Source organism: Lactobacillus sp. UBA5813, assembly GCF_002417895.1.
GTDB lineage: Bacteria > Bacillota > Bacilli > Lactobacillales > Lactobacillaceae > Lactobacillus > Lactobacillus amylolyticus.
The window spans coordinates 25,225-49,340 of record NZ_DICZ01000039.1 but is presented as its reverse complement, the minus strand read 5'-3'; the positions used below and the strand labels follow the sequence as shown (position 1 = coordinate 49,340).

At 39.3% G+C, this 24,116-nt stretch carries 20 protein-coding genes, 2 tRNA genes, 1 pseudogene and 1 other annotated feature; of the genes and pseudogenes, 17 read left to right on the top strand and 6 right to left on the bottom strand.

What is annotated here, in order from left to right:
- Nucleotides 1-82 precede the first annotated feature (82 nt).
- From asnA to B2008_RS07170, 4 genes are all read right to left on the bottom strand, one after another.
- Nucleotides 83-1,093 carry an aspartate--ammonia ligase gene (asnA, locus tag B2008_RS07185; protein ID WP_281829469.1) on the bottom strand — a complete coding sequence of 337 codons (1,011 nt, stop codon included), beginning with the start codon at nucleotides 1,091-1,093 and terminating at the stop codon, nucleotides 83-85.
- Between the two features lie 60 nt (nucleotides 1,094-1,153).
- Nucleotides 1,154-1,399 (bottom strand) — a binding site (T-box leader).
- Nucleotides 1,400-1,466: 67 nt separating this feature from the next.
- Nucleotides 1,467-1,540, bottom strand: a tRNA-Pro gene (locus tag B2008_RS07180).
- 6 nt (nucleotides 1,541-1,546) lie between these two features.
- Nucleotides 1,547-1,620, bottom strand: a tRNA-Arg gene (locus tag B2008_RS07175).
- Nucleotides 1,621-1,820: 200 nt separating this feature from the next.
- The gene (locus tag B2008_RS07170) at nucleotides 1,821-2,813 is read right to left on the bottom strand and encodes a GMP reductase (protein ID WP_281829468.1); all 993 of its coding nucleotides are present in this window, start codon (nucleotides 2,811-2,813) and stop codon (nucleotides 1,821-1,823) included.
- 199 nt (nucleotides 2,814-3,012) lie between these two features.
- Here B2008_RS07170 and B2008_RS07165 point away from each other — a divergent pair, with 199 nt between their 5' ends.
- The 5 genes and pseudogenes from B2008_RS07165 to B2008_RS07145 all read left to right on the top strand — a co-directional run bounded on the left by B2008_RS07165 (nucleotide 3,013) and on the right by B2008_RS07145 (nucleotide 8,117).
- Nucleotides 3,013-4,302 (top strand): adenylosuccinate synthase, encoded by a 1,290-nt coding sequence (locus B2008_RS07165; protein ID WP_281829467.1) that lies wholly within the window; start codon nucleotides 3,013-3,015, stop codon nucleotides 4,300-4,302.
- A gap of 3 nt (nucleotides 4,303-4,305) precedes the next feature.
- The gene (gene purB, locus B2008_RS07160; RefSeq protein ID WP_281829466.1) at nucleotides 4,306-5,601 is read left to right on the top strand and encodes an adenylosuccinate lyase; all 1,296 of its coding nucleotides are present in this window, start codon (nucleotides 4,306-4,308) and stop codon (nucleotides 5,599-5,601) included.
- A gap of 187 nt (nucleotides 5,602-5,788) precedes the next feature.
- Nucleotides 5,789-6,157, top strand: a complete 369-nt coding sequence (locus B2008_RS07155) for a hypothetical protein (protein WP_281829465.1) — start codon at nucleotides 5,789-5,791, stop codon at nucleotides 6,155-6,157.
- A gap of 106 nt (nucleotides 6,158-6,263) precedes the next feature.
- Nucleotides 6,264-7,184, top strand: coding sequence for a DMT family transporter (locus B2008_RS07150; protein WP_281829464.1), 921 nt, complete (start codon nucleotides 6,264-6,266; stop codon nucleotides 7,182-7,184).
- Nucleotides 7,185-7,196: 12 nt separating this feature from the next.
- Nucleotides 7,197-8,117: pseudogene (locus tag B2008_RS07145) on the top strand (EamA family transporter).
- Between the two features lie 10 nt (nucleotides 8,118-8,127).
- Here B2008_RS07145 and B2008_RS07140 read toward each other — a convergent pair.
- Both B2008_RS07140 and thiD read right to left on the bottom strand, forming a co-directional pair.
- Nucleotides 8,128-8,811, bottom strand: coding sequence for a type 1 glutamine amidotransferase (locus B2008_RS07140; protein WP_281829463.1), 684 nt, complete (start codon nucleotides 8,809-8,811; stop codon nucleotides 8,128-8,130).
- 75 nt (nucleotides 8,812-8,886) lie between these two features.
- Entirely contained in the window at nucleotides 8,887-9,699 is an 813-nt protein-coding gene (gene thiD, locus B2008_RS07135) for a bifunctional hydroxymethylpyrimidine kinase/phosphomethylpyrimidine kinase (RefSeq protein WP_281829462.1), read from the bottom strand.
- Between the two features lie 131 nt (nucleotides 9,700-9,830).
- On the opposite strand from thiD, the gene glpK reads away from it, so the two are divergent.
- The 12 genes from glpK (at nucleotide 9,831) to B2008_RS07075 (ending at nucleotide 24,102) form a co-directional block, all read left to right on the top strand.
- Nucleotides 9,831-11,342, top strand: a complete 1,512-nt coding sequence (glpK, locus tag B2008_RS07130) for a glycerol kinase GlpK (protein WP_281829461.1) — start codon at nucleotides 9,831-9,833, stop codon at nucleotides 11,340-11,342.
- Nucleotides 11,343-11,344: 2 nt separating this feature from the next.
- Nucleotides 11,345-11,560 (top strand): helix-turn-helix domain-containing protein, encoded by a 216-nt coding sequence (locus tag B2008_RS07125; RefSeq protein ID WP_281829460.1) that lies wholly within the window; start codon nucleotides 11,345-11,347, stop codon nucleotides 11,558-11,560.
- A 20-nt stretch (nucleotides 11,561-11,580) separates the two neighbouring features.
- Nucleotides 11,581-12,606, top strand: a complete 1,026-nt coding sequence (locus B2008_RS07120; RefSeq protein WP_281829459.1) for an ABC transporter transmembrane domain-containing protein — start codon at nucleotides 11,581-11,583, stop codon at nucleotides 12,604-12,606.
- Nucleotides 12,607-12,628: 22 nt separating this feature from the next.
- A complete protein-coding gene (locus tag B2008_RS07115; RefSeq protein WP_286822622.1) occupies nucleotides 12,629-13,162 on the top strand; it encodes an ATP-binding cassette domain-containing protein in 534 nt (177 codons plus the stop codon).
- A gap of 179 nt (nucleotides 13,163-13,341) precedes the next feature.
- Nucleotides 13,342-14,115: a tyrosine-protein phosphatase gene (locus B2008_RS07110; protein WP_006352218.1), complete on the top strand. Its 774-nt coding sequence runs from the start codon at nucleotides 13,342-13,344 to the stop codon at nucleotides 14,113-14,115.
- Between the two features lie 12 nt (nucleotides 14,116-14,127).
- A complete protein-coding gene (locus B2008_RS07105) occupies nucleotides 14,128-15,078 on the top strand; it encodes a LacI family DNA-binding transcriptional regulator (protein ID WP_281829457.1) in 951 nt (316 codons plus the stop codon).
- A gap of 108 nt (nucleotides 15,079-15,186) precedes the next feature.
- Nucleotides 15,187-16,854: a glycoside hydrolase family 13 protein gene (locus B2008_RS07100; protein ID WP_281829456.1), complete on the top strand. Its 1,668-nt coding sequence runs from the start codon at nucleotides 15,187-15,189 to the stop codon at nucleotides 16,852-16,854.
- 3 nt (nucleotides 16,855-16,857) lie between these two features.
- Nucleotides 16,858-18,582, top strand: a complete 1,725-nt coding sequence (locus tag B2008_RS07095) for a glycoside hydrolase family 13 protein (protein WP_281829455.1) — start codon at nucleotides 16,858-16,860, stop codon at nucleotides 18,580-18,582.
- 149 nt (nucleotides 18,583-18,731) lie between these two features.
- Entirely contained in the window at nucleotides 18,732-21,002 is a 2,271-nt protein-coding gene (locus tag B2008_RS07090) for a glycoside hydrolase family 65 protein (protein WP_281829454.1), read from the top strand.
- The gene (gene pgmB / locus B2008_RS07085; protein ID WP_281829453.1) at nucleotides 20,987-21,649 is read left to right on the top strand and encodes a beta-phosphoglucomutase; all 663 of its coding nucleotides are present in this window, start codon (nucleotides 20,987-20,989) and stop codon (nucleotides 21,647-21,649) included. The genes B2008_RS07090 and pgmB overlap by 16 nt, the downstream gene beginning before the upstream one ends.
- A 19-nt stretch (nucleotides 21,650-21,668) precedes the next feature.
- Nucleotides 21,669-22,775 carry an ABC transporter ATP-binding protein gene (locus B2008_RS07080; protein WP_281829452.1) on the top strand — a complete coding sequence of 369 codons (1,107 nt, stop codon included), beginning with the start codon at nucleotides 21,669-21,671 and terminating at the stop codon, nucleotides 22,773-22,775.
- 103 nt (nucleotides 22,776-22,878) lie between these two features.
- The gene (locus B2008_RS07075; RefSeq protein WP_281829451.1) at nucleotides 22,879-24,102 is read left to right on the top strand and encodes an extracellular solute-binding protein; all 1,224 of its coding nucleotides are present in this window, start codon (nucleotides 22,879-22,881) and stop codon (nucleotides 24,100-24,102) included.
- Nucleotides 24,103-24,116: the final 14 nt, after the last annotated feature.

The following is a 24,116-nucleotide window of genomic DNA, read 5'->3' as shown; positions in this document are numbered from 1 at the left end:
GCGGAAATGTGTATAAGAAACGGGTCTTAACTTAATGACATTGGAAAATATCTGAATCCTTTTTTTGTGTTTTAGAAGTTGATTACAATAATGCAATGTGATCAGCGGTACATTTTTCAACCATTTCTTTAGGCCAAATAGAGGCTTGTACTTCACCAATATGCGCTTTGGCTAAAAGCAGCATGCAAAGACGTGACTGACCGATTCCGCCGCCGATAGTGTAAGGCAATTCGCCTTTGAGCAGCATTTGGTGGAATGGTAGCTTGGCTCTGTCTTCACAATGAGCCTTCTTTAATTGTTCGCGCAAACTTTCTTCACTAACGCGAATTCCCATTGATGAAAGTTCAATCTTTTGTTTAAGTGGTTCATACCAGAAGACCAGATCGCCGTTTAATTGCCAGTCATCATAATCGGGAGCACGACCATCGTGAGGCTTGCCGCTGCGCTTCAATTTATCACCGATTTTCATAATAAAGACGGCCCTTTCTTCTTTGGCAATTTTGTTCTCTCGTTCTTCAGGAGTGAGTTCAGGCCAACGGTCTTCAAGCTCTTGAGTGGTAATAAATGATACGTGATCGGCCAAACGGTAAGTAGAGCCAGGATAGCGGGCTGCTACCAATTTTTCGGTTGCCTTAATTGCTTTAAAAATCTTCATTACCGTAACTTCCAAAGTGTCGGTATTTCTCTCCTCTTTAGCGATGACTTTTTCCCAATCCCATTGATCAACATAGATTGAGTGGAAGTTGTCCAGGTCCTCATCGCGGCGAATGGCGTTCATGTTGGTATAGAGCCCTTCGTGCATACCAAAGCCGTACTTCTTAAGTGCGAGTCGTTTCCACTTCGCTAATGAATGGACCACTTCGATTGTATTGTCTGGCATTGCCTTCATGTCAAAAGCAACTGGGCGTTCAACACCGTTAAGGTTGTCGTTTAAACCACTGGCTTTTTCGACGAACATTGGAGCTGACATTCTTTGCAAACCCATAATTGAAGTAAGTTCATCTTGAAAAGTTTCTCTGATAAAAACAATTGCAGCTTCAGTATCACGAATAGTTAAAGTAGGGCGATAGTCCTTAGGTAAAATCAAAGTCATAGTGTTTCTCCTTCAAATAAAAGATTTGAGAGTAAAGAAAAAGCCCTTCGCTCCCCAGTTGCAAGGGACGAAAGGCTTTTTCCGCGGTACCACCCAAATTGTCTAATAAATAGACCGACTCTATAGAATACTAGCATATTCTACCGGCGAGGTAACGTACCGGAAACGTCTCAACTTACTCTAATATTTTATTTCAGCGAGCATGCTCAAAAGTGTTTTTCAATAAGTCAGAGGTCATTAGCTTCGCACTGTCGCTAGTTCACTGTTAGGCATGACAAATTTACTCGTCTTTCTCATAGCTTTTTAATTTATTATATATTCTAAATACAGATTATAAAAAAAGCAAGTACTTTTTGTACTTGCTTAAAAATTATCGGGAAAACAGGATTCGAACCTGCGACCCCCTGGTCCCAAACCAGGTGCTCTACCAAACTGAGCCATTTCCCGCAAACATGCGCCCTGAAGGATTTGAACCTTCAACCTTCTGATTCGTAGTCAGACACTCTATCCAGTTGCGCTAAGGGCGCGTCTCAACCCTCATAGTATAACATAAAATAGCTAAGGGTTAATAGTGATTTTTTGAAAAAAAGACTTAGTGCTGACTACCCAACAACACTAAGTCCATTCTAATTTTAGCGAAAAATCCCTAGAGATACTATCCTTAATGCGAGTTTTTAACTAGAAAATAACTAAGATGAAATAAAATTTTAACATAATTAGTATTTTGCTACTTATCGCCATCCATAATAGTATTCTTTACGATAACGTAATCGACCAACTTAATCGCATTCAAATCACGACCGCCGGCATAAGAAATAGAAGACTGTAGGTCCTGTTTCATTTCATCAAGCGTATCCTTGATTGATCCACGGTATGGTACCAACATTTGCTTGCCTTCAACATTGCGGTAAGCGCCTTTTTGCACTTCAGAAGCAGAACCCCAATATTGCTTGTAAGTCTTGCCGTCGATTTTAATAACATTACCTGGAGATTCCTTGTGACCAGCAAGCATTGAACCGATCATTACCATTGTTGCGCCGAAGCGAATAGATTTGGCAATATCGCCGTTGTGCCGAATACCACCATCAGCAATCAAAGGTTTGCTGGCAACTTTGGAGCACATTCTTAAGGCAGCCAGTTGCCAGCCACCAGTGCCAAAACCAGTTTTTAACTTCGTAATACATGCTCGACCAGGACCGACGCCGACTTTAGTAGCATCTGCACCTTCATTTTCCAATTCACGAACAGCTTCTGGTGTAGCAACGTTGCCAACGGTTAAAAAAGCATCTGGCAATTTTTCTTTAATATAATGAATCATTTTAATAACGTAAACGGAGTGACCGTGCGCAACATCAATTGTGATGTATTCCGGCTTAACGTCTTCTGCAACCAATTGGTCAATGAAATTGTATTCACTGTCTTTAATTCCTACAGAAATAGAAGCAAATAGACCTTTTTCATGCATCATTTTAATAAAATCAATTCTCTTTTCGGGTTGGAAACGATGCATGACATAGTAATAACCATTCTCAGCAAGCCAAACGGCCAATTTGTCGTCAATCACGCTTTCCATGTTAGCGGGAACAACAGGAATCTTAAATGTTCGGTTTCCAAAGCGAACACTTGTATCTGCTTCACGGCGGCTTTTGATGATCCCTTTATTGGGAACAAGTTGAATATCATCATAATCAAAGGCTTCCATACTAAAATAATTGCTCATTATATTTACTCCCCTTTGGGTCTTTGTTTTATCAAACGAAAACTACTATAAGTTAATAAAAGTAAGTTGTCAAGATAAAAACGAACTATTATTTTGGATAAAATTAAAATAATTCGTGTTTTGCATTGACTATTAATTTCTTAATTGCTAGAATATCTGACGGTAACATTGATAGAGAAATTTTTATGAGGTGAAAATAATGACAGCAGTTGCAGTTGTAGGTAGTCAATGGGGCGATGAAGGTAAAGGGAAAATTACCGACTTTTTAAGTAAAGAAGCTACCATGGCTGTGCGTTCTAACGGTGGTAACAACGCTGGGCACACAATTGATATTAATGGTAAGGAATTTAAGATGCGTTTGATTCCATCAGGAATTTTCGCTGCTTCTAAGGGTGCTGTAATTGGTAACGGTGTAGTTATCAACCCAGAAGTTATGTTTGGCGAACTTGATAATCTTGAAAAGAACGGCATCGATATTAGCAAACTTAGAATTTCTAACCGTGCCAACATCATCATGCCTTACGACGTTAAGCAAGATGAATATCAAGAAGAAGCAAAAGGTGACAAGAAGATCGGTACTACCAAGAACGGAATTGGGCCAACTTACATGGATAAGGCTTCAAGAATTGGTATTCGTGTATGTGATTTGCTTGAAAAAGATACTTTTGAAGAAAAATTACGCTTGAACTTAAAGATTAAGAATGAACTTTTCACTAAGGTTTATGGCAAGCCTGCTCTTAAATTTGAAGATATTTTTGAAAAATACTATGCATACGGTCAAAAGATGAAGAAGTACGTTACTGATACTTCTGTTTTAGTTAACGATGCCTTAGATAATGGTGAAAAGGTGCTTTTTGAAGGTGCGCAAGGTACCATGCTTGATATTGATGAAGGTACTTACCCATACGTAACTTCATCCAACACTATTTCAGGCGGAGTCTGCTCAGGCATCGGTATGGGTGCCAACCGTTTGAACACTGTTATCGGTGTCTGCAAGGCTTATACCACTCGTGTAGGTGAAGGCCCATTCCCAACTGAATTAACAGATGCAATCGGCGATCGGATTCGTGATACTGCTCATGAATATGGTACTGTTACTGGTCGTCCACGTCGTGTTGGTTGGTTTGACTCAGTTGCACTTCGTCATGCTAAGCGTGTTTCTGGTATTAATGGTTTGAGTCTTAACTTGCTTGATGTCTTCTCTGGTTTTGACAAGATTAAGATTGCTACTGCCTATGAACTTGATGGCAAGAAGATCGATTACTACCCAGCAAGCTTGAAGGAATTGTACAGATGCAAACCTGTTTATGAAGAACTTCCAGCATGGGATGAAGATATTACTCAAGTTAAGACTTGGGATGAATTGCCAGAAAATGCTAAGAAGTTCTTGAACCGCGTTTCAGAATTGGTTGGTGTTCCACTTGTAACAGTTTCTGTTGGTCCTGATCGTGAACAAACTATCGTTTTGAAGAATCCATGGGAAATGTAATTTATGCTTGAACGTTACACACGCCCGGAAATGGGCAAAATTTGGTCTTTACAAAATAAGTATGCTTCTTGGCTTAAGGTAGAAATTGCTGCTACTAATGCCTGGGCTGAACTAGGTGAAGTGCCAAAAGAAGATGCTGAAAAAATTGCGAAGAATGCTTCTTTTACTGTTGAACGCGTAGGCGAGCTTGAAGCAATTACTCATCACGATGTTGTTGCTTTCACGCGAACTGTTTCTGAAAGTCTGGGCGATGAAAAGAAATGGGTTCACTTTGGCTTAACTTCAACTGATGTTGTTGATACGGCACAAGGCTACATTTTAAAGCAGGCTGATGAAATTATTCGCCAAGACTTGGATGAGTTGAAGAAGACGATTGCTGAAAAGGCAAAGAAATATAAGTATACCGTTGAAATGGGCAGAACCCATGGTGTTCAAGCCGAGCCTACGACTTTTGGTTTAAAGCTTGCACGTTGGTATGCAGAAATCAACCGTGATATCGATCGTTTTGAACATGCTGCTCAAGGCGTTGAATCAGGTAAAATTTCAGGTGCGGTTGGTACGTTTGCTAATGTTCCACCTGCTGTTGAAACTAGTGTGATGAAGCAATTAGGTTTAACGCAGCAGCCAATCACCAGTCAAGTTTTGCCACGTGATTTGCACGCTGAATACATTGCAATGCTTGCTCTTATTGCGACGAGTATTGAAAATTGGGCAACTGAGATTCGCGGTTTGCAGCGTAGTGAAATTCATGAAGTTGAGGAACACTTCCGTAAAGGACAAAAAGGTTCTTCTGCAATGCCTCACAAGCATAATCCAATTGGTTCAGAGAATTTGTGCGGAATGGCAAGAGTTTTACGTGGAAATGTTGTAACTGCATATGAAGATGTTGCCTTGTGGCATGAACGTGATATTTCTCACTCCAGTGCCGAAAGAGTGATTTTGCCAGATACGACAATTGGCATTGATTATATGCTTCACCGCTTCAACCGCATTTTGAGCAACTTGGATGTGTTCCCAGAAACTATGCTTAAGAACATGGACCGGACTTACGGTTTGATTTATTCACAAAGAGTTTTGCTTAAATTGATTGATGAAGCAGGACTTTCACGTGAAAAGGCTTATGATATGGTTCAAAAATTGGCCAACGAGTCTTGGGATACCCAAACGTCATTTAGAAAATTAATTGAAAATAGTGAAATTATGAATTACTTGTCTGAAGATGATTTGAATGATGCCTTTGATTATCATTATCATTTGCGTCATGTTGATGAAATCTTTAAGAATTGTGGTTTAGACTAATGGAAAATCTCGGAGGATTCCGGGATTTTTTATTTTGATTTGAATGATGCAGGGACACTATTAAAAAAGTAGCTGGCATAAATTTAAAATCAGATTTTATTTAAATTAGAAATATTCAAATATGTTTAGCTCGAACAAAAACTTTACTATAATTATCCTAGCAATGATATTGAAAGGAAGAGTACTTTTGAAGAAAACTGTTTCCCTGATTACCCGGATAATTATTTTACTTTTAGGTTTAGGACTTGCCGGCTTTATGATTTGGCAATTGTTTACTGGAACACGCATGTTGGATTTCGATGTGCAAACACAAGGTCCGGTAATCGTGTTTGTATTTGGTATTTTGCTTTTGTTAACTTTGGGAACAGCATTTAGCTTTTTTGCCAATCAACACTTTTCGTCAACAATTTATCTCGGTGGTGTGCTAGCAATGATGGCATTAATCTTATGGATTCGCCATCCCGAACAGGCTGATATTTACCGTTTGTACTTTATCTATGGCTTACTGGTCGGTTTGTTAAGTCCATTTGTTTTGGATCATAATAGTAAACAATAAGTAAAATTAAAAATATTTGAAAAGCATAATCATGTTGATAAAGTAACATGGCTATGCTTTTTCTTGTGTTATGATAATTATTGTCGAAAAACAGGGGAGGAATTGTATGGTAACGCAAAAGCAGCGTCGTCTTTGGGAATTTTTAGCAGCTCTAGCTTGTGTGATGTGGGGCATTTCAGGATTATTTGCTAAAGCCTTGTTCAATATTAGTCCGGAAATTACGCCGATGTGGCTATCGCAAATTCGGATGGTTACATCAGGAATAGTTTTGATCATTTTGGCAGGAATAGTTGGTCAAAAACCATTTGGGACTATGAAAAACAAGCATGATGCCTGGGTGATAATTGCTTATGGTATTTTTGGCCTCTTGCCGGTACAGCTGTTTTATTTTATTGTTGTACAAAAGGCTAATGCATCGATTGCTACGATTTTACAGTTTGTTGGTCCATTTTTTGTTATGGGATATTTAGCCATTACTCATAAACAGGTCATGCGAAAATTAGATGTGGTTGCGGCAATTTGTGCCTTTATCGGCGTCGTTTTGCTCGCAACTCACGGCAATTTCAATCATTTTGCAATTACGCCGGACGTCCTGTTTTGGGGTCTTCTCTCAGCTGTCGGAGTTGCAACCAACACCTTAATTCCAATCAGTGTTTTAAAGAGGGTATCTAGTTTGGTAGTTACTGGCTGGGGCCTTCTTTCAGCTGGAATTTGCTTAATGATTGTGCATCCGCAAATGCCGAAAATTTCAAGCGATCCTAGAGTTTGGTTTTATACTGCGGCTGTAATTATTATCGGAACAATTATTCCTTTCCAATTAATGACTAATTCATTGCGCTTTATTAAGGCCTCAACTGCTAGTTTGCTTGATGCTTTTGAGCCATTTTCCGCAACTGTAGGTTCCGTTTTAGTCTTTGGTTTGGTCATGATGCCAATGGATTGGGTAGGATCTATTTTAGTTGTTTTGTCAGCGATGGCACTTAATATTTCTCCTAAGAAAAAAGATAAAAATAAAATTCATCAATAATTGAGGATAAAAATGGTAACGCAAAAACAGCGGCGCTTTTGGACCTTTTTAGATGCCTTGTCAGCAGTTATGTGGGGCATTTCTGGTTTATTCGCAAAGGCTTTGTTTAATGTCAGTTCAGAGGTTACGCCAATCTGGCTGACCCAAATTAGATTAATCGTTTAAGGAATTGTTCTGCTCGTTTTTGCGGCAGTATTTAAGCAGAAACCGATTAAAACTTTAAAAAATAAGCATGATGCCTGGATTATTTTTGCTTATGCGATCTTTGGCTTGCTGCCAGTACAATTGTTTTATTTTATCGTTGTTCAACAGGCCAATGCTTCAGTGGCTACGATTTTACAATTTATTGGTCCATTTTTTGTCATTGGATATTTGACTGTAACGCATAAGCAAGTTATGCGCAGATTGGATATAATTGCAGCTATTCTCGCGTTTGGCGGCGTTTTTTTATTATCTACGCATGGAAAAATAAATGAATTAACCATTACACCAGTTGCATTGTTCTTCGGCTTGCTATCAGCTGTTGGCGAAGCAAGTTATACTTTGATTCCGGTGAGCATTGTGAAAAGAACGTCCAGCTTAGTGGGTACCGGTTGGGGGATGCTGACGGCTGGAATTGGCTTAGTCATTCTCCATCCGCAGATGCCACAAATACCTAATAAACCGGAAATTTGGCTGTGGACGGCAGCAGTAATTATTATTGGAACGATTATTCCATTTCAATTGATGGCGAATGCCTTGCGCTATGTTAAGCCAGCAACTTTCAGCCTGCTAGATGCTTTTGAACCATTATCGGCGACAATTGGTTCTGTTCTGGTATTTGGCTTATCAATGGCTGGAATGGATTGGGTCGGTTCGATTTTAGTAGTATTAGCGGTGATGGCGTTAAATATTGTACCGAGTAAAAAAATAAAGCTTAACCAAAACGGTTAAGCTTTATTTTTTATTCATTAACTTCTTTTTTACCAACACGTTGAGCATGACGAGCAATAATCATTTTCATAATTGCATTAGCGACATTAACATTTTTAAGTAATGGACCATGTGAATATGAACCAATAAAATTGCGATAGCGCAAGCCTTCTTCTTTATCTTGCGGGTTATTGCCATATCCTTCAATCATATCTCCCAATGGATGAAGCTTGTCAGTATTGTCAAAGTAGGTTTGACCCGAATGATTTTCAAATGCCTTAACTTCGCCCCATTCAGTCATATAACGCGTATCGCCGATCATTCTCTTATCTGCCTTGAAGACTGTGTGCAAAGGCAGAATATCCAACCCTTTAATGGTTACGCCTGAATTTGTTTTGTAGTAGCTGCCCATCAATTGGTAACCGCCGCAAATGCAAAGCATCGGATTTTCTTCGCCAATGTATTTTTCTAATGTTTCTTTATGACGTGGTAAGTCCTTAGCAACGACAGTTTGTTCAAAGTCCTGTCCACCACCAAAGAAAACAAAGTCGTAATCTTCAGCGTTAAAATCATCACCTAAAGAGATATTGTCAACTTGTGTGTCATAGCCTTCCCGTTTTAATAAAAAACGCAGGATTTTGACATCACCCGAATCACCGTAAGTGTTCATCAGATCTTCATACAAGTATGCAATTTTAATTAATTTATCGCTCATATTATCGTCCCTTATTTGTCCAATTTTACTTGTTTTAGTATAGCCTAAAAGTTGCTGCTGGAGCAAAAAAGAATATTATTCATGTTCATCCTGTTGTGCTGCTAAATGATTGATTGGACCAAACTTTGAGCCAACTTCAATCGGGTGTGAAATTGCATCGTAGGTAAAGTCCTTGGCTATTTTGACAGCCTTTAATAAGTCGGTTCCCTTGGCTAATTCAGCTGCAATGACTGCGGATAAAGTGTCGCCAGTTCCGTTAACCCGGTTAGTCTTAAAGTATGGCTTGGTAAAAGTGTGGAATTCGCCATTTTCGGTTAAAAGAATATCGGTAACTTCATCTTCGCTGCCGTCATGGCGCCCCTTCATTAGAACATTTTTAGCACCCATCTTCTGCAAAATATGGGCACCTTTTTTAACTTCATCAATATCGTTCAATTCAAGACCAGTCAATTTCTTTTGTTCATAATAGTTAGGCGTGATAACGTCGGCTAGTGGAACTAGGCGCTTGATAAAAGTGTCATAAGACTTATCATCCATTAAAGTATTGCCGTGTTTGGTAGAGATGACTGGATCGATGACAATCTTGCCAAAATCATATTTTTCCAAATTATCAGCGACAACATTCATGACTTTTGAATCGGCCACCATTCCGGTCTTTGCGGCATTAATGTCGAAGTCATCGGCCAAAACATCGAATTGTTTTTGAATAAAATCAAGCGGCATCACTTCTTGCGCGTAGATTCCGGTTGTGTTGCCGGCAACTGCCGCTGTCATTAAGCCCATTCCATAAACGCCGCGTGCGTAAAAAGAGTGCAAATCAGCTGGCATGCCTGCACTTCCGTCACTATCATTACCAGCGATTGTGACAGCAATTGGTTCTTTTTTCATATTTTAGCCTCCAATTTTATCTCCTATATATATAAAGTATAACTGAATAATAATGCAGTTGTAGAAAAAATGCTTTTTAAATAAGGAAGAAAACAGTAAACTAGATGAGAAAGCGGTTACGGAGGAAAATTATGGCAAAAAAAGCAGAACAATATATTATGGCGATCGATGAGGGAACCACTTCGACGAGAGCAATGATTATTAACCATGAAGGCAAAGAAATTGTCTCAAGTCAGCGTGAATTTCCGCAATATTTTCCGCAACCAGGCTGGGTTGAGCATAATGCAGAAGAAATTTGGCAAACTGTTCAAACAACGATTGCGACAGCTTTCATTACTTCTGGTATTCGGCCTGATCAAATTGCTGCAATCGGGATTACCAATCAGCGTGAAACGACGGTTATCTGGGATAAGGAAACCGGTCGTCCGATCTATCACGCGATAGTTTGGCAATCACGGCAGACGACGCCGTTAGCTGAAAAGCTGAAAAACGATGGCTACAGTGAATTAATTCGAAAGAAAACTGGTTTAATTATTGACCCTTATTTTAGTGCCACCAAAATTCGCTTTATTCTTGATCAAGTTCCTGGTGCACAAGAACGGGCGGAAAAAGGCGAGCTATTATTTGGTACGATTGATAGTTGGCTGTTGTGGAAATTAACCGATGGCGAAATTCATATGACCGACTACACCAATGCTTCTAGAACAATGCTGTTCAATATCCATACTCTTCAATGGGATGACGATATTTTGAAATTGCTCAATATTCCTAAAAAGATGCTGCCGGAAGTTCATTCCAATTCCGAAATTTATGGTTATACAGCTCCTTATGCCTTTTTTGGTGGAAAAGTTCCAATTGCCGGAATGGCCGGTGACCAACAAGCTGCTTTATTTGGTCAACTGGCTTTAAAGCCAGGGATGGTCAAAAACACTTATGGCACGGGTTCATTCATTGTTATGAATACCGGTGAAAAGCCAACGCAGTCCAATAATAATTTGTTAACGACAATTGCTTATGGCATTAATGGCAAGGTAAATTATGCATTAGAGGGCTCCGTTTTCGTCGCCGGTTCAGCTATTCAATGGCTGCGTGATTCGATGAAAATGATTAAAACAGCTCCTGAATCTGAAGAGGCTGCTTTGAAGTCAAAATCGCATAATGAAATATACGTTGTTCCTGCCTTTACAGGTTTAGGTGCACCATATTGGGATGCGGAAGCCCGCGGTGCGATTTTTGGCCTGACGAGAGGAACGAGCAACAACGATTTGATTAAAGCTACACTGCAGTCGATGGCTTATCAAACAAGGGATGTTGCCGATACGATGAAAAAGGACTCTGGCATTGCAATCCCAACCTTGCGCGTTGATGGAGGTGCATCGAACAATAACTACTTAATGCAATTCCAAGCCGATATTTTAGGAACCAAGATTGAGCGAGCAAAAATCTTGGAAACAACTGGTATGGGCGTCACATTTTTAGCTGGTTTGGCAGTAGGCTTTTGGAAAGACACTGACGAGTTAAAACAAATTGCTCAGATCGGACAATCTTTTGTTCCACAATTAGAAGAAAAAGGGCGCCAGCAATTATATGATGGCTGGAAGCGAGCCGTTAAAGCTACAGAAGTTTTTGCACACGGTGAATAAATATGACAATTGGTGAAGCTTTAAAAAAAGAGAGAGAAGATCTGGGCTTAACGCAAACTGAGATGGCAGCAGGTGTAATTTCAACTGCGCATTATTCCAAAATCGAACGTGATAAACATGATATTTCTGCTTATGATCTTTTTGAAATACTAACGAAAAATAATATTAGTTTATTGGATTTTATAAAAGAAATAGAAAATACATATTTTTATATTTAACGAAAAAAGTAGTAAAAACTATGAACATAAACTTCAAATGGACTGTTAAAAATTTGCCGTTCTGGCTCCTTTTACTCATTGTGATCACCTTAATTGCTGGTGGTTTTGAAGGAGTTATCAACGGTATAATCTTAGGTCAATTTCCTAACTTAGTTGGTAAAAGTGGTACAGATTTAATTCTATTTTTGATTAGAAGTATGATAATTTTTGTTGCTACTTACACTGCAATTGTTTTACAAAATATCTTTCTTAATATGGCTCGTAAGCATCTGAGAGTTAAGTTGAAGAAAACTATGTTGATCAATAGCTTCGCTTTAAAGGAAGATGCAGCAAACGGTCTTAATCATATCAGTAATGATGCAACCAAAATCGATGATCAATATTTTGCCGTGATTGCCGGAATTCTATCAACTGGTACAGCCGCAATTATTTCTACGATTTATGTTCTAAGAGTAAATTTGCTCATGGGGATTATCTTCGTTGCTTTCTCATGTTTAAGCTTGATTCCAATGCTATTTGGTAAAAATAAGTTAGGAAAATTAGGTGAAGAGTGGAGTAATGAAAATAGCCAAATGATGCGCTCGGCCAGTGATTGGTTTAAAGGCTTACGTGATATTTTGCAATATCAAGCTCAAAAGCCGTTCTTTAAGCGAGTTAGCCAAGATGTTGAAACTAGTGAAAATACTTTATTAAAGCAAGAAAATCTACAATGGTGGATTCAATATGCTAACTTGTTATTCACAGTTTTAGCTATTATTGCACCATGGGCAATCGGTTTTTACTTCATCACTACTCATCAATTTGGCGTAACGATTAGTGCACTGCTTTCGTTAACTTTATCAGCAAATAGCGTTGTACAAAATTTCCGTGGGTTAATGCAATATTGGGCACAAGTTGCCAGCACGACTGAGATTAGAAAATTTAAACTTGCTAAAAATGATATTTTTGAAGATGCTAAAACGGAAAATGAAAAGCCAGATATCAAATTTGATGATGTTAGCTTAACTTACCAAGGATCATCTAATTTATCAGAATTTGAACTTTGATTTAGCTTATGGCAAAAAGGTATTGTTGCAAGGTCCATCCGGATCAGGCAAGAGTACGCTACTTAATATGGTTTCAGGTCTGCTTAAACCATCACATGGTACGATAAAAATTGGTGGTGAAGATCCTAATTCTGCACAATCTGTTTATATTGCTCAAACGCCATGGTTATTCCAAGGGACGATTAAAGATAATCTATGTTTAGGTGAATCGTTTACTGATCAGCAACTACTAAAAGTTTTAAGTGAAGTAGGCTTAACTGATGAATTAGGTAAAGATCCGCTGAATCGAGTAATTCACCCTGAACAAGAAGACTTATCAGGTAGTCAAAGACAGCGCTTAGTTATTGCTAGAGCATTGTTACGTGATCGTCCAATTATTCTGCTGGATGAAATCACTGCAGCACTTGATGAAAAGAATTCGGATGATATTAGAGAGATTCTGTACAATACTCATAAGACGATTATTGAAAGTGCACACCATATTAATTTTGACCTGGCAAAGAAGTACGGCTTTGAATCATGGACAATTGATAATCATCATTTAGTAAATAAATAGGTAAATCTGAGTTGGTTATAACCAACTCTTTTTTTAATATACAACTAATGATTGATTGAGTATTAGGTGAGATTAAGATATATTAGTTAGAGTTATAATTGCTTAAAGATAGCAACTTTCATTATAATTCTATAATCGAAAGTAGAATGAAAATGATTACATGATTGAGGTGATAACAAATGACACATGATAGAATTGTCGCACTTGATGGGCCGCTTAATTTCCGCGATATTGGTGGTTATAAAAATAATCAAGGGCAAAGCGTGAAATGGAATAAAATCTACCGTTCTGATTCACTCAGTTCTTTATCTTACAAAGATAAGATCACGTTGACCAAATTGCGGATCACTGTCGACTGCGATTTACGTTCAAATTATGAGAAAAATTCTGCTCCCGATGTTCTTTGGGATCATGTGAAATATGTTGATGCACCACTATATTCAAATGATTTAAATGAGGATAAAGCTAATAATAAATTATTCAGATTTTTCCATCATTTACCTGATTTGAAGGACAATTTCATTGGACAAATCTATCAGCGAGCGATTCTTAACACGCACAGCCAAGAAGAATTTGCAAAAATTTTTGCCGAACTGCTCGAACTTCCAGAAGATGAGGCACTTGTTTATCACTGCAGTGCAGGAAAGGACCGAACAGGAATGACATCGGCGCTTATTTTGATGGCACTCGGCGTTGATGATGACACGATTGCCCGTGATTATTTGCTAACCAATACCTTGTATGATTTTGCACTTGCTAAAAACTTTCCAAGCACTGATGAAATTTCGAGCATGATTGCTAAAATGAACGTTACAAAAGGCGAAGGAACAGCAATTCATGGCATTACCGATACTATTCGTGCAGGTTGGGGCAATTTTGATTCATTTTTCAAAAAAGAACTTGGCTTTAGCCAATCAGACTTAAACCAGTTTAGACAAATGTATTTAGAATAGGTAAATAAAACTATGGTAACTTTATCAGATGTAGCTAAAGAAGCTAATGTTTCAAAGATGACAGTTTCACGGGTGATCAACCACCCTGAACAAGTTACGCCAGAATTGAGGAGTTTAGTTGAACGAGCAATTGCTAAGCTTGATTATCATCCGAATTCTATTGCGCAAGCATTAGTTAATAATCGTTCTAATGTTGTAAAGTTTGTTACTTTGGAAGACATTGATTCGACTGAGCCTTATTATATTAACTTGTTGTTCGGCTTTGCTCGCGGTCTTAATGAAAAGCAATATGCGATGCAGCTAGTGGCCGATCCGACGAAAATCGAAACCGGACGTGCAGATGGTTATTTGATTACTGGAGCACGCAACAAAAATTATGAATTGTTCGATCAATTAGATAAGCCTTTTGTTTTATTCGGTGAAAATCACCGTGGCTATGACTTCGTTGATAGCGATAATCAATTAGGTGAAAAAATTGCGACCGAATATGCAATGAATCGATTTTATAAGCGAATAATTTTTATCGGAATTGATATTAAAGAACCGTTTGAATATTCGCGTGAGGCCGGTTATATCAATACTTTGCAAAAGAATCAAATTATTCCGCAAATTTATCGTTTGCCAAATCACAGCCATTCTGCTCAGGATTTGATTCATGAACATTTTAGTGAATTCAAAAAGGATACTTGCTTCATTTGCGCAAGCGACCGAATTGCAATTGGCGTTGAACGACAGTTGCGGATTGAAAACGGCAAAGTGCCAGAAGACTTTGGCGTAATTGGCTATGATGGCGTCTTTTTGGATCAAGTTGCCAATCCAAAATTAACAACGATTAAACAGCCAATTATGGAAATGGGTGAAATGCTGGCAAACATGCTGCTGCAAAAGATTGAGCAGTCGGGTTCACCGCAAGGAGAAGTAATGATAAAACCAACTTTGATTCGAAGAGGATCAACTAGATAAAGGGAACGATATCCTTTTCTCGTTCCTTTTTTTGATATCGATAACATCATATTTTGAGTTGAAAGCGGTTGCGGTAATCGACTAGACTGTGACTTGGAGGAAAAGATTATGGCACATTGGTATGATCACGCAATTATTTATCAGATATACCCCAAGTCCTTCCAAGACTCGAATGATGATGGAATTGGGGATCTTAATGGAATAAAAAAGAGAATTCCGTACTTAAAAAACCTAGGTATTAACGCTGTTTGGCTGAATCCTGTTTTTGTATCGCCACAAGTTGACAATGGCTATGATGTTTCAAATTATTTTGCCATTGATCCACATATGGGGACGATGGAGGATATGGAAAACTTGATTAAGGCTTTCCATGAAGCAGGGATTCACGTCATTATGGACTTTGTCTTAAATCATACTTCGGATCAGCATCCATGGTTCCAAGATGCAATTAAGAATCCAAATAGCATTTACCGTGATTATTATATTTTTGCCGGCGAAAATAATAAGCGTCCCAACAATTGGGGCAGCTTCTTTGGCGGCAGTGTTTGGGAGCCCGACCCAGCTGGAACCGGTGAATTTTACTTCCACTTGTTCGACAAACGAATGCCTGATTTGAATTGGAAAAATCCTGAAGTACGACATGCGATGCTGGAAATTGCGGAATATTGGCTGGATAAGGGGATCGATGGTTTAAGATTGGATGCCTTTATTCATATTGGCAAAGCTGATTTGCGTCAGAGTTTTCCAACTGTTGATAATAGTGACAAGCCGGTTGTTGCAGAACCGTTTTTCGCTAACTTGCCACAAGTGCAAGAGTGGATGCGGCCATTCTGCGAAAAGATTAAGCAGGACTATCCAGAAACTCTATTATTAGGTGAAGCAGCTAGTGCCAGCGTTAACTTAGCAGTTGACTACACTAGCAAGCGCAATCACTTGATGGATAGCGTAATTACCTTCCGTTATTTCAGTGAAGATGATAGTCACGTTGATCCAAGCTTCTCAGCTCAATATCAGCCTAAACCGCTTGATATGACTGCTTTTAAGCAAAATCAAGCAGTTTGGCAGCAGACCTTGAATGGCATTTCAGAACCAACTTTGTATTGGGGCAACCATGATATGGCTCGTCTTAGAACGCGGGTTGCCAACAATGACACTGAAGCACGCAGTTTGGCAATGCTAATGTATTTGCAACACGGAATTCCTGTGATTTATTACGGTGAAGAATTAGGCTTGCAAAATTTGAAATTTGATCATGCCGAACAGTTTGAAGATATGACGGTTAAGCCATTTATTGAATCCGCTGAAAAAGCAGGCAAGAGTGAAGAAGAAGCCATAGCAATGGTTAGTGCAACGCATAAGCTGCCTGCACGTGGCCCAATGCCATGGAATAATGATAAATTTAACGGCTTTTCAAAAGTAAAGCCATGGATTGACGGAGAAAAAGTTGATGCTGCCAGTGTAGCAGATGAAGTTGATGATGATACTTCAATTCTTAGTTTTTATAAAAAGATGCTAGCTCTGAAACAAACAGATCTTTTCCAAGATGGTAGCTACTATCTATTGTCAACGGATAAAAACTCTTATGTTTATGAGCGTGATCTCGGAGATGAAAGTGCCATTGTTGCGGTTTCACTTAGTCCGGAAAAAACGACTGTGGAAATTCCAGCCGAATATGAAACTGAAGTATTAAGTGCAGGTCAGTATCAATTAAATAAGCAAAAATTAACCTTGATGCCATATGCTGGCGTTGTTTTGATGAGAAAAAAGGAGAATTAAAAGATGCAAGTAGCTGCATTACGTCATAGATCAGAAAGCGAAGATTGTTTTGTTCTTGATCGCAACCGTGTACGCGTTCGTTTTCACACTGCAAAAAATGATGTTGAAAAAATTATTGTGCACTATGTTGACAATTACATGCCACCTTCATCTGCTAAACAAGTTGAAATGGAAAAAATTGGTTCAGGTGAGGTAGAAGATCATTGGGGAGCTACGCTTGAAGTGCCATACCACCGAATCAAGTATACTTTTGAAGTAACTGGCAAAGATGGCGATCGCAAGATTTTTGGGGACCGTGGCATTTATGACTACAGTAAGAAAAGCTTACTAGCCGATGGTTCCTACTTTAGAGTTCCATATTTCCATGAAATTGATATGGATAAAACGCCAGATTGGGTAAAACATACAGTTTGGTACCAAATTTTCCCAGAACGTTTTGCTAATGGCGATAAGTCAAATGATCCTAAAGGTACTAAACCTTGGAATCCAGACGATCACCCTGGCCGCGAAGACTTCTATGGTGGTGACCTGCAAGGTGTACTTGACCACTTGGATTATTTGCAAAAGCTAGGCGTTAATGGCCTTTACTTCTGCCCTGTCTTTAAAGCAAGCTCCAACCACAAGTACGATACTGTCGACTATTTTGAAATCGATCCTGCTTTTGGTGATAAGGACTTGTTTGCAAAGGTTGTTAATGAAGCTCATAAACGTGGCATGAAAGTTATGCTTGATGCCGTATTCAACCATATCGGCAAGAACTCAATGCAATGGCAAGATGTAGTTGAAAATGGTGCAAAATCACGCTTTGCCGATTGGTTCCACATTAACTCCTTCCCAGTTGAACCATATCGCAATCCAGCTAAGGGTGAAGGCCAACCACCATATGAAACTTTTGCCTTTGAACCAACAATGCCTAAGCTGAATACTGCCAACCCTGAAGTTCAAGATTATTTGCTTGAAATTGCTACTTACTGGGTTAAATACTTTGATATTGATGCTTGGCGTTTGGACGTTGCCAATGAAGTTGATCACCACTTCTGGAAGAGATTCCACCAAGCTTTGGTTGCAATTAAACCTGATTTTTATATCGTTGGTGAAATTTGGCACTCAGCTCGTCCATGGCTCAATGGTGATGAATTCTCAGGCGTTATGAACTATCCATTCACTTTGCAGGTTGAAGATCACTTCTTCCACCATGCAATGTCAGCTAAAGCTATGGTTGAGCACTTGAACGATCAAATGATGTTGTATCGTGACAGCACCAACCAGGCAATGCTTAATACTTTGGACAGTCATGATACTGCAAGAATTAGAACCGTGGCTAACGGGGATGAAGATCTCGCATTGCAGGCAATGGCCTTTATCTTTACGCAAACTGGAAGCCCATGTATTTACTACGGTGATGAAATGGGAATGGAGGGCGACAATGATCCCGATTGTCGTAAGCCAATGAATTGGAGCAAAGAAGACAGCCCAATCTGGAAGAGAGTTCATGCTTTAGTTGAAATGCGCTTAAAGCATGCACAAACCTTTGGTAAAGGAAAAGTTTTGTTATCTGTAACTGAAGATGGCTTAATCAAGGTCGATCGAACAGGTGAAGAACACATAATTGCTTACTTCAATACAACCGATCATGATATTCGACTTGCCGCTGACAATGAATTGCTGAAACAAAACTATGATGGCGGAAAGCTTGCTCCAAAGGGATTTGTAGTTATTAAAGCATAAGAAATGATGAATAAAAGGCTAGTGTATCACTCGTCTTTTATTTTTTATCTTAATTCTGATACCGTTAACATCGATTTTGATATTGTAAACCGCTTTCACATCCGCAATAATGGAAACGTAAACAAAAGAGCACTTCATGGAGAATGATTATGAAACGAATTTTTGAAATCGATCCTTGGAAAGTTGTAACTCATACTTTTAATTCTGAAGATAAAAGATTGCAAGAAAGTATGACTGCAATTGGTAATGATTACATGGGTATGAGAGGAAACTTTGAAGAAGGCTATTCAGGTGACAGTCTTCAAGGTACCTACTTGGCTGGGGTTTGGTTTCCAGACAAAACTGTAGTAGGTTGGTGGAAGAATGGTTATCCAAAATACTTTGGTAAAACTCCTAACGCACCCAGCTTTATCGGAATCGGAATTACAGTAAATGGTGAAAAGATCGACTTAGCTAAAGTAAAATTTGATGATTTTGAATTAGCACTCGATATGCACCAAGGTCTTCTTACAAGAAGTTTTATTTATGAAGGCAAGGACGTCAAAGTAAAATTTGAATTTGAACGTTTCCTTCATATTATTCAAAAAGAAGCTGCTCTAATTAAAGTTAAGGCAACTGTACTTGAAGGTCATGCAAAGATTTACTTTGACTCAACTTTAGATGGAACTGTAGTTAACGAGGATAGTAACTATGGCGCCCGTTTCTGGATTCCACTTGGCGAAGATAAAGAAGCTAAGACTATTCAAGTAAAAACTAAGTCAAATCCTTATGATGTTCCACAATTCACTGTTTTGCTTAAAGAAAGCTTGCGTCATAACGGTGAAGCAGTTAACGGCGAAGTTACTACTGAAGATGCAAAATTAAGCGAAAAATTCTCAGTAGACTTAAACGAAAACGAAAGCTATGAACTTGAAAAAGATGTCATTGTTGTAACTAGCCGTGACGTTGAAGACAAAGATCAAAAAGCTGTTGCTAACAACTTAATGACCAAGCTTCAAGAAAAGAGTTTTGAAGATAACTTAGCAGATCATACAGAAGCTTGGAAGAAGCGCTGGGAAACAAGTGATGTTAAAATCGCTGGCAATGACGCAGCTCAACAAGGTATTCGTTTTAATATTTGTCAATTATTCATGACTTACTATGGTGAAGACAAGCGCTTGAATGTTGGACCTAAAGGTTTCACCGGAGAAAAATACGGTGGTGCTACTTACTGGGACACTGAAGCTTACATCGTTCCAATGTACTTAGCCGTAACTAAGCCAAGCGTTACAAGAGCACTTCTTCAATATCGTCACGATCAATTGCCAGGTGCCTACCATAACGCTAAGGAACAAGGTCTTCCAGGTGCATTATTCCCAATGGTTACCTTCAATGGTATTGAATGCCACAACGAATGGGAAATCACTTTTGAAGAAATCCACAGAAATGCGGATATTCCTCACGCAATCGCTATGTACACTGATTACACTGGCGATGATAGCTACGTTAAGAACGAAGGTATGGATGTTTTAGTTGGTACCGCAAGATTCTGGGCAGCTAGAGTTCACTGGTCTAAGTGGCGTAACAAGTATGTAATACACGGTGTAACAGGTCCTAACGAATACGAAAACAACGTTAACAACAACTGGTTTACCAACACTATGGCAAGATGGCTACTCAAGTACACTTTGCAACGTTTGCCACTTGCTACAAAGGAAGCTCAAGAAAGAGTTCACGTAACTGAAGAAGAAAAAGCTAAATGGCAAGACATCGTAGACAAGATGTACTTACCAGAAGATAAAGAACGCGGCATCTTCTTACAACAAGATGACTTCTTAGACAAAGATATCCGTCCAGTTAGTGAAATCGAAGATCAACGTCCAATTAACCAACACTGGTCATGGGACAAGATATTAAGATCACCATTCATCAAACAAGCTGATGTTTTACAAGGGATCTACTTCTTGAACGATGAATATACTATGGAGCAAAAAGAAAAGAACTTTGACTTCTATGAACCATTAACAGTTCATGAAAGTTCACTTTCTCCATGTATTCACTCTATTTTGGCTGCTGAACTTGGCAAGCAAAAGAAGGCTATTGAGCTTTATGAAAGAACTGCTCGTCTTGACCTTGATAACTACAACAACGATACGGTTGATGGTTTGCACATCACTTCAATGAGTGGTTCATGGCTTGCAATTGTTCAAGGTTTCGCAGGTATGCGTTACGATCACAACCAATTGAAGTTCAACCCATTCGTTCCAAATGATTGGGATCACTACAGCTTCAAGATCAACTACCGTAATCGTTTGATTGAAGTTTATGTTGATCATGAAGAAACAAAGATTACTTTGCTTAAAGGCGAAGACCTAGAAGTATTAGTAAAAGGTAAGGAAGTAGTACTTAAAGAAGGTAAAACCGAATGCTTAAAGGATTAATTTTTGACTTAGATGGCGTTTTAACTGACACAGCTCGCTACCACTTAAGTGCTTGGAACAACCTCGCTAAAGAATTAGGAATCTCTTTAAATCAAGATCAACTTGATTCTCTACGTGGTATTTCAAGAATGGATTCATTAGAACTCATTTTGAAATATGGTGGCCAAGAAAATAAATATTCAGAAGCAGAAAAAGAAAAATTTGCTGCTGAAAAGAATGCTAAGTTTGTTGAACAAGTTGAAAAAATGACACCAAAGGATATTTTGCCAGGTATACCACAATTGCTTAAAGATGCTAAGGCACAAAACCTGAAGATGGTAATTGCTTCAGCTTCCAAGAATGCACCAAAGATTTTAAATCGTTTAGGCATTATGGATGAATTTGATGGCATTGTTGATCCAGCGACCTTGCATCACGGCAAGCCAGACCCAGAAATTTATGAAAAGGCTCAAGAACTTACTGGTTTCAAGGCTGATGAAGTTATCGGTTTTGAAGATGCAAAGGCCGGTGTTGAATCAATCAAAGCTGCAGGTCAATTTGCAGTTGGAATCGGTGACAAGGAACTTCTTAAAGAAGCTGATTACATTGTTCCTTCAACTGCAGATTTGAAGTTAAGCGAAATTGAGAAAGTATTTGAGGAAAAATAAAGGAAAGTAGGAGGAAAGTATGGTTGAGGTTGATTTAAACCATATGTATAAAAAATATGAAGGCAATGATTTCTATTCAGTAAACGACTTTGATTTACATATCAAAGATAAGGAATTCATCGTTTTCGTAGGTCCATCAGGTTGTGGTAAGTCCACTACTTTGAGAATGATTGCCGGCTTGGAAGACATTTCAAAGGGTACTTTGGAAATTGACCACAAGGTAATGAATGACGTTGCCCCAAAGGACCGTCGCATTGCCATGGTTTTCCAGAACTACGCTTTGTACCCGCACATGACCATTTACGACAACATGGCCTTCAGCTTGAAGCTGCGCCACTACAAGAAGGAAGACATCGACAAGCGTGTTCACCACGCAGCCGACATCCTGGGCTTGAACGACTATCTTGACAAGAAGCCGGCAGCCCTTTCAGGTGGTCAGCGTCAGCGTGTAGCCTTAGGACGTGCGATCGTGCGTGATGCGCCGATCTTCCTGATGGACGAGCCACTGTCAAACCTGGATGCCAAGCTTCGTGTGTCCATGCGTGCTGAAATTGCCAAGCTGCACCAAAGACTTGGCACCACCACCATCTACGTAACGCACGACCAGACTGAAGCCATGACTTTGGCCGACAGAGTTGTCGTTATGTCAGTCGGCAAGGTAGAACAGATCGGCACGCCGCTGGAGGTATACAACCACCCAGTCAACAAATTCGTAGCCGGATTCATTGGTTCACCGCAAATGAACTTCTTCAACGTTCACTACAAGGACCAAAGAATTTCAGATGGCAAGGGTCTTGACATCGAGGTTCCAGAAGGCAAGGCAAAGATGCTTGAAGAAAAGGGCTATGCGGACAAGGATGTTGTCTTTGGCATTCGTCCAGAAGACATCCACTCAGAAGAAGCCTTCTTGGAAACTTGGCCAAATGACGTTGTGAAATCACAAGTTGTTGTTTCTGAGCTTTTAGGTTCAACAATTCAACTTTACCAAAAAGTTGACGGCACTGAATTTGTAGCCATCGTTAACGCTCGTGACTATCATAAGCCGGGAGATGTGGTAAGAATGGGCTTCGATGTTAACAAGGCTCACTTCTTTGACAAGGACACTACTAAGGCTATTGTTAACTAGTTTTAGTAAAAATTAATTTAATTAATGCTTACAATTTGCAGACTGAACTGCTTTTGGTAAGATATTGTATATATTATTTTGTTTTATTTAGGAGGATAAAGTCATGAAGTTTTGGAAGAAATTGGCATTAGGTAGTACAGCTGTTTTAGCTGCAATGTCACTTGCAGCTTGCTCAAAAGGCTCTTCAAATAGTTCATCATCAAGCAGCAGTAGCAAGAGCGCTAGCTTGACTCTCTGGGTTGATACCCAACAAGTTCCTTACTACAAGAAGATTGCTAAGGACTTTACTAAGAAGTACAAGAACATTAAGGTGCGTGTTGTTCAAAGTCCAAACGGTTCAGCTAACGCTAAGACTGATGTTGGTAAGGACCCATCAAAGGCTGCCGACGTATTTGAAGTTCCAAACGATCAATTAGGTCAAATGGCTGAAGCTGGTTACATTAACCCACTTTCACCATCAGCTACTAAAGATATTCAAGCCAACTACGTAAGCGTAGCTTCAAAGGGTGTAACTTGGAAGGGCAAGATTTACGCATTCCCATACGCAGAACAAGCTCAAACCCTTTACTACAACAAGTCAAAGCTTTCAGCTAGCGATGTTAAGGACTGGAAGACTTTAACCTCTAAGGGTGTAGTTGCTACTGACTTTACTAACGCATACGTAATGTGGCCAGTAATGTTCTCAGCAGGCACTAAGTTGTATGGTGACAACGGACAAGACCTTAAGGGTTCAACCTTTAACTCACAACAAGGTGTTAACGCTTTAAAGTGGTACGCAGCTCAAAAGAACAACAAGGGCGTAATGCAAACTTCAAACGCTTTGAACCAATTAAAGAAGGGCAATGCTCAAGCTATCTTGGACGGTCCTTGGGACGCTGCTAACATCAAGAATATCTTGGGTAAGAACTTCGCAGTTGCTCCATATCCTAAGATTGAAGTTGGGGGCAAGACTGTACAAATGGAAGCATTCCTTGGTATTGAAGGCTTTGCTGTTAACTCACACACCAAGAACGCTAAGGCTGCTTCAGAATTAGCTGCTTACATCACTAACAAGAAGGCACAATTAATTGCTCACAAGGAAGCTGGTCAAATTCCTGTATTGCAGGCTGCTGTGAACTCAAGCGCTGTTCAAAGCGATCCAGTTGCTAAGGCCGTAATGCAAATGTCTAAGCCAGGTTACTCAGTATTGCAACCAATGCTTCCACAAATGGCTATTTTCTGGAACGATTCAGCTCCATTAATCAGTGGTACTTACGACGGCAAGGTCAAGCCATCACAATACAAGGCACAACTTGCTAAACTTGCTAAGAACATTGAAAAGAAGTAATTAACTTTTAAAGC

Bases quoted from the DNA above. Each gene is read 5' to 3' on its own strand.
- pgmB (WP_281829453.1), top strand. From the start codon at position 20,987: ATGCTTAAAGGATTAATTTTTGACTTAGATGGCGTTTTAACTGACACA.
- B2008_RS07110 (WP_006352218.1), top strand. From the start codon at position 13,342: ATGACACATGATAGAATTGTCGCACTTGATGGGCCGCTTAATTTCCGC.
- B2008_RS07105 (WP_281829457.1), top strand. From the start codon at position 14,128: ATGGTAACTTTATCAGATGTAGCTAAAGAAGCTAATGTTTCAAAGATG.
- B2008_RS07090 (WP_281829454.1), top strand. From the start codon at position 18,732: ATGAAACGAATTTTTGAAATCGATCCTTGGAAAGTTGTAACTCATACT.
- B2008_RS07140 (WP_281829463.1), bottom strand. From the start codon at position 8,811: ATGAGCGATAAATTAATTAAAATTGCATACTTGTATGAAGATCTGATG.
- B2008_RS07100 (WP_281829456.1), top strand. From the start codon at position 15,187: ATGGCACATTGGTATGATCACGCAATTATTTATCAGATATACCCCAAG.
- B2008_RS07080 (WP_281829452.1), top strand. From the start codon at position 21,669: ATGGTTGAGGTTGATTTAAACCATATGTATAAAAAATATGAAGGCAAT.
- asnA (WP_281829469.1), bottom strand. From the start codon at position 1,093: ATGACTTTGATTTTACCTAAGGACTATCGCCCTACTTTAACTATTCGT.
- glpK (WP_281829461.1), top strand. From the start codon at position 9,831: ATGGCAAAAAAAGCAGAACAATATATTATGGCGATCGATGAGGGAACC.
- B2008_RS07075 (WP_281829451.1), top strand. From the start codon at position 22,879: ATGAAGTTTTGGAAGAAATTGGCATTAGGTAGTACAGCTGTTTTAGCT.
- purB (WP_281829466.1), top strand. From the start codon at position 4,306: ATGCTTGAACGTTACACACGCCCGGAAATGGGCAAAATTTGGTCTTTA.
- thiD (WP_281829462.1), bottom strand. From the start codon at position 9,699: ATGAAAAAAGAACCAATTGCTGTCACAATCGCTGGTAATGATAGTGAC.
- B2008_RS07165 (WP_281829467.1), top strand. From the start codon at position 3,013: ATGACAGCAGTTGCAGTTGTAGGTAGTCAATGGGGCGATGAAGGTAAA.
- B2008_RS07150 (WP_281829464.1), top strand. From the start codon at position 6,264: ATGGTAACGCAAAAGCAGCGTCGTCTTTGGGAATTTTTAGCAGCTCTA.
- B2008_RS07170 (WP_281829468.1), bottom strand. From the start codon at position 2,813: ATGAGCAATTATTTTAGTATGGAAGCCTTTGATTATGATGATATTCAA.
- B2008_RS07125 (WP_281829460.1), top strand. From the start codon at position 11,345: ATGACAATTGGTGAAGCTTTAAAAAAAGAGAGAGAAGATCTGGGCTTA.
- B2008_RS07095 (WP_281829455.1), top strand. From the start codon at position 16,858: ATGCAAGTAGCTGCATTACGTCATAGATCAGAAAGCGAAGATTGTTTT.
- B2008_RS07120 (WP_281829459.1), top strand. From the start codon at position 11,581: ATGAACATAAACTTCAAATGGACTGTTAAAAATTTGCCGTTCTGGCTC.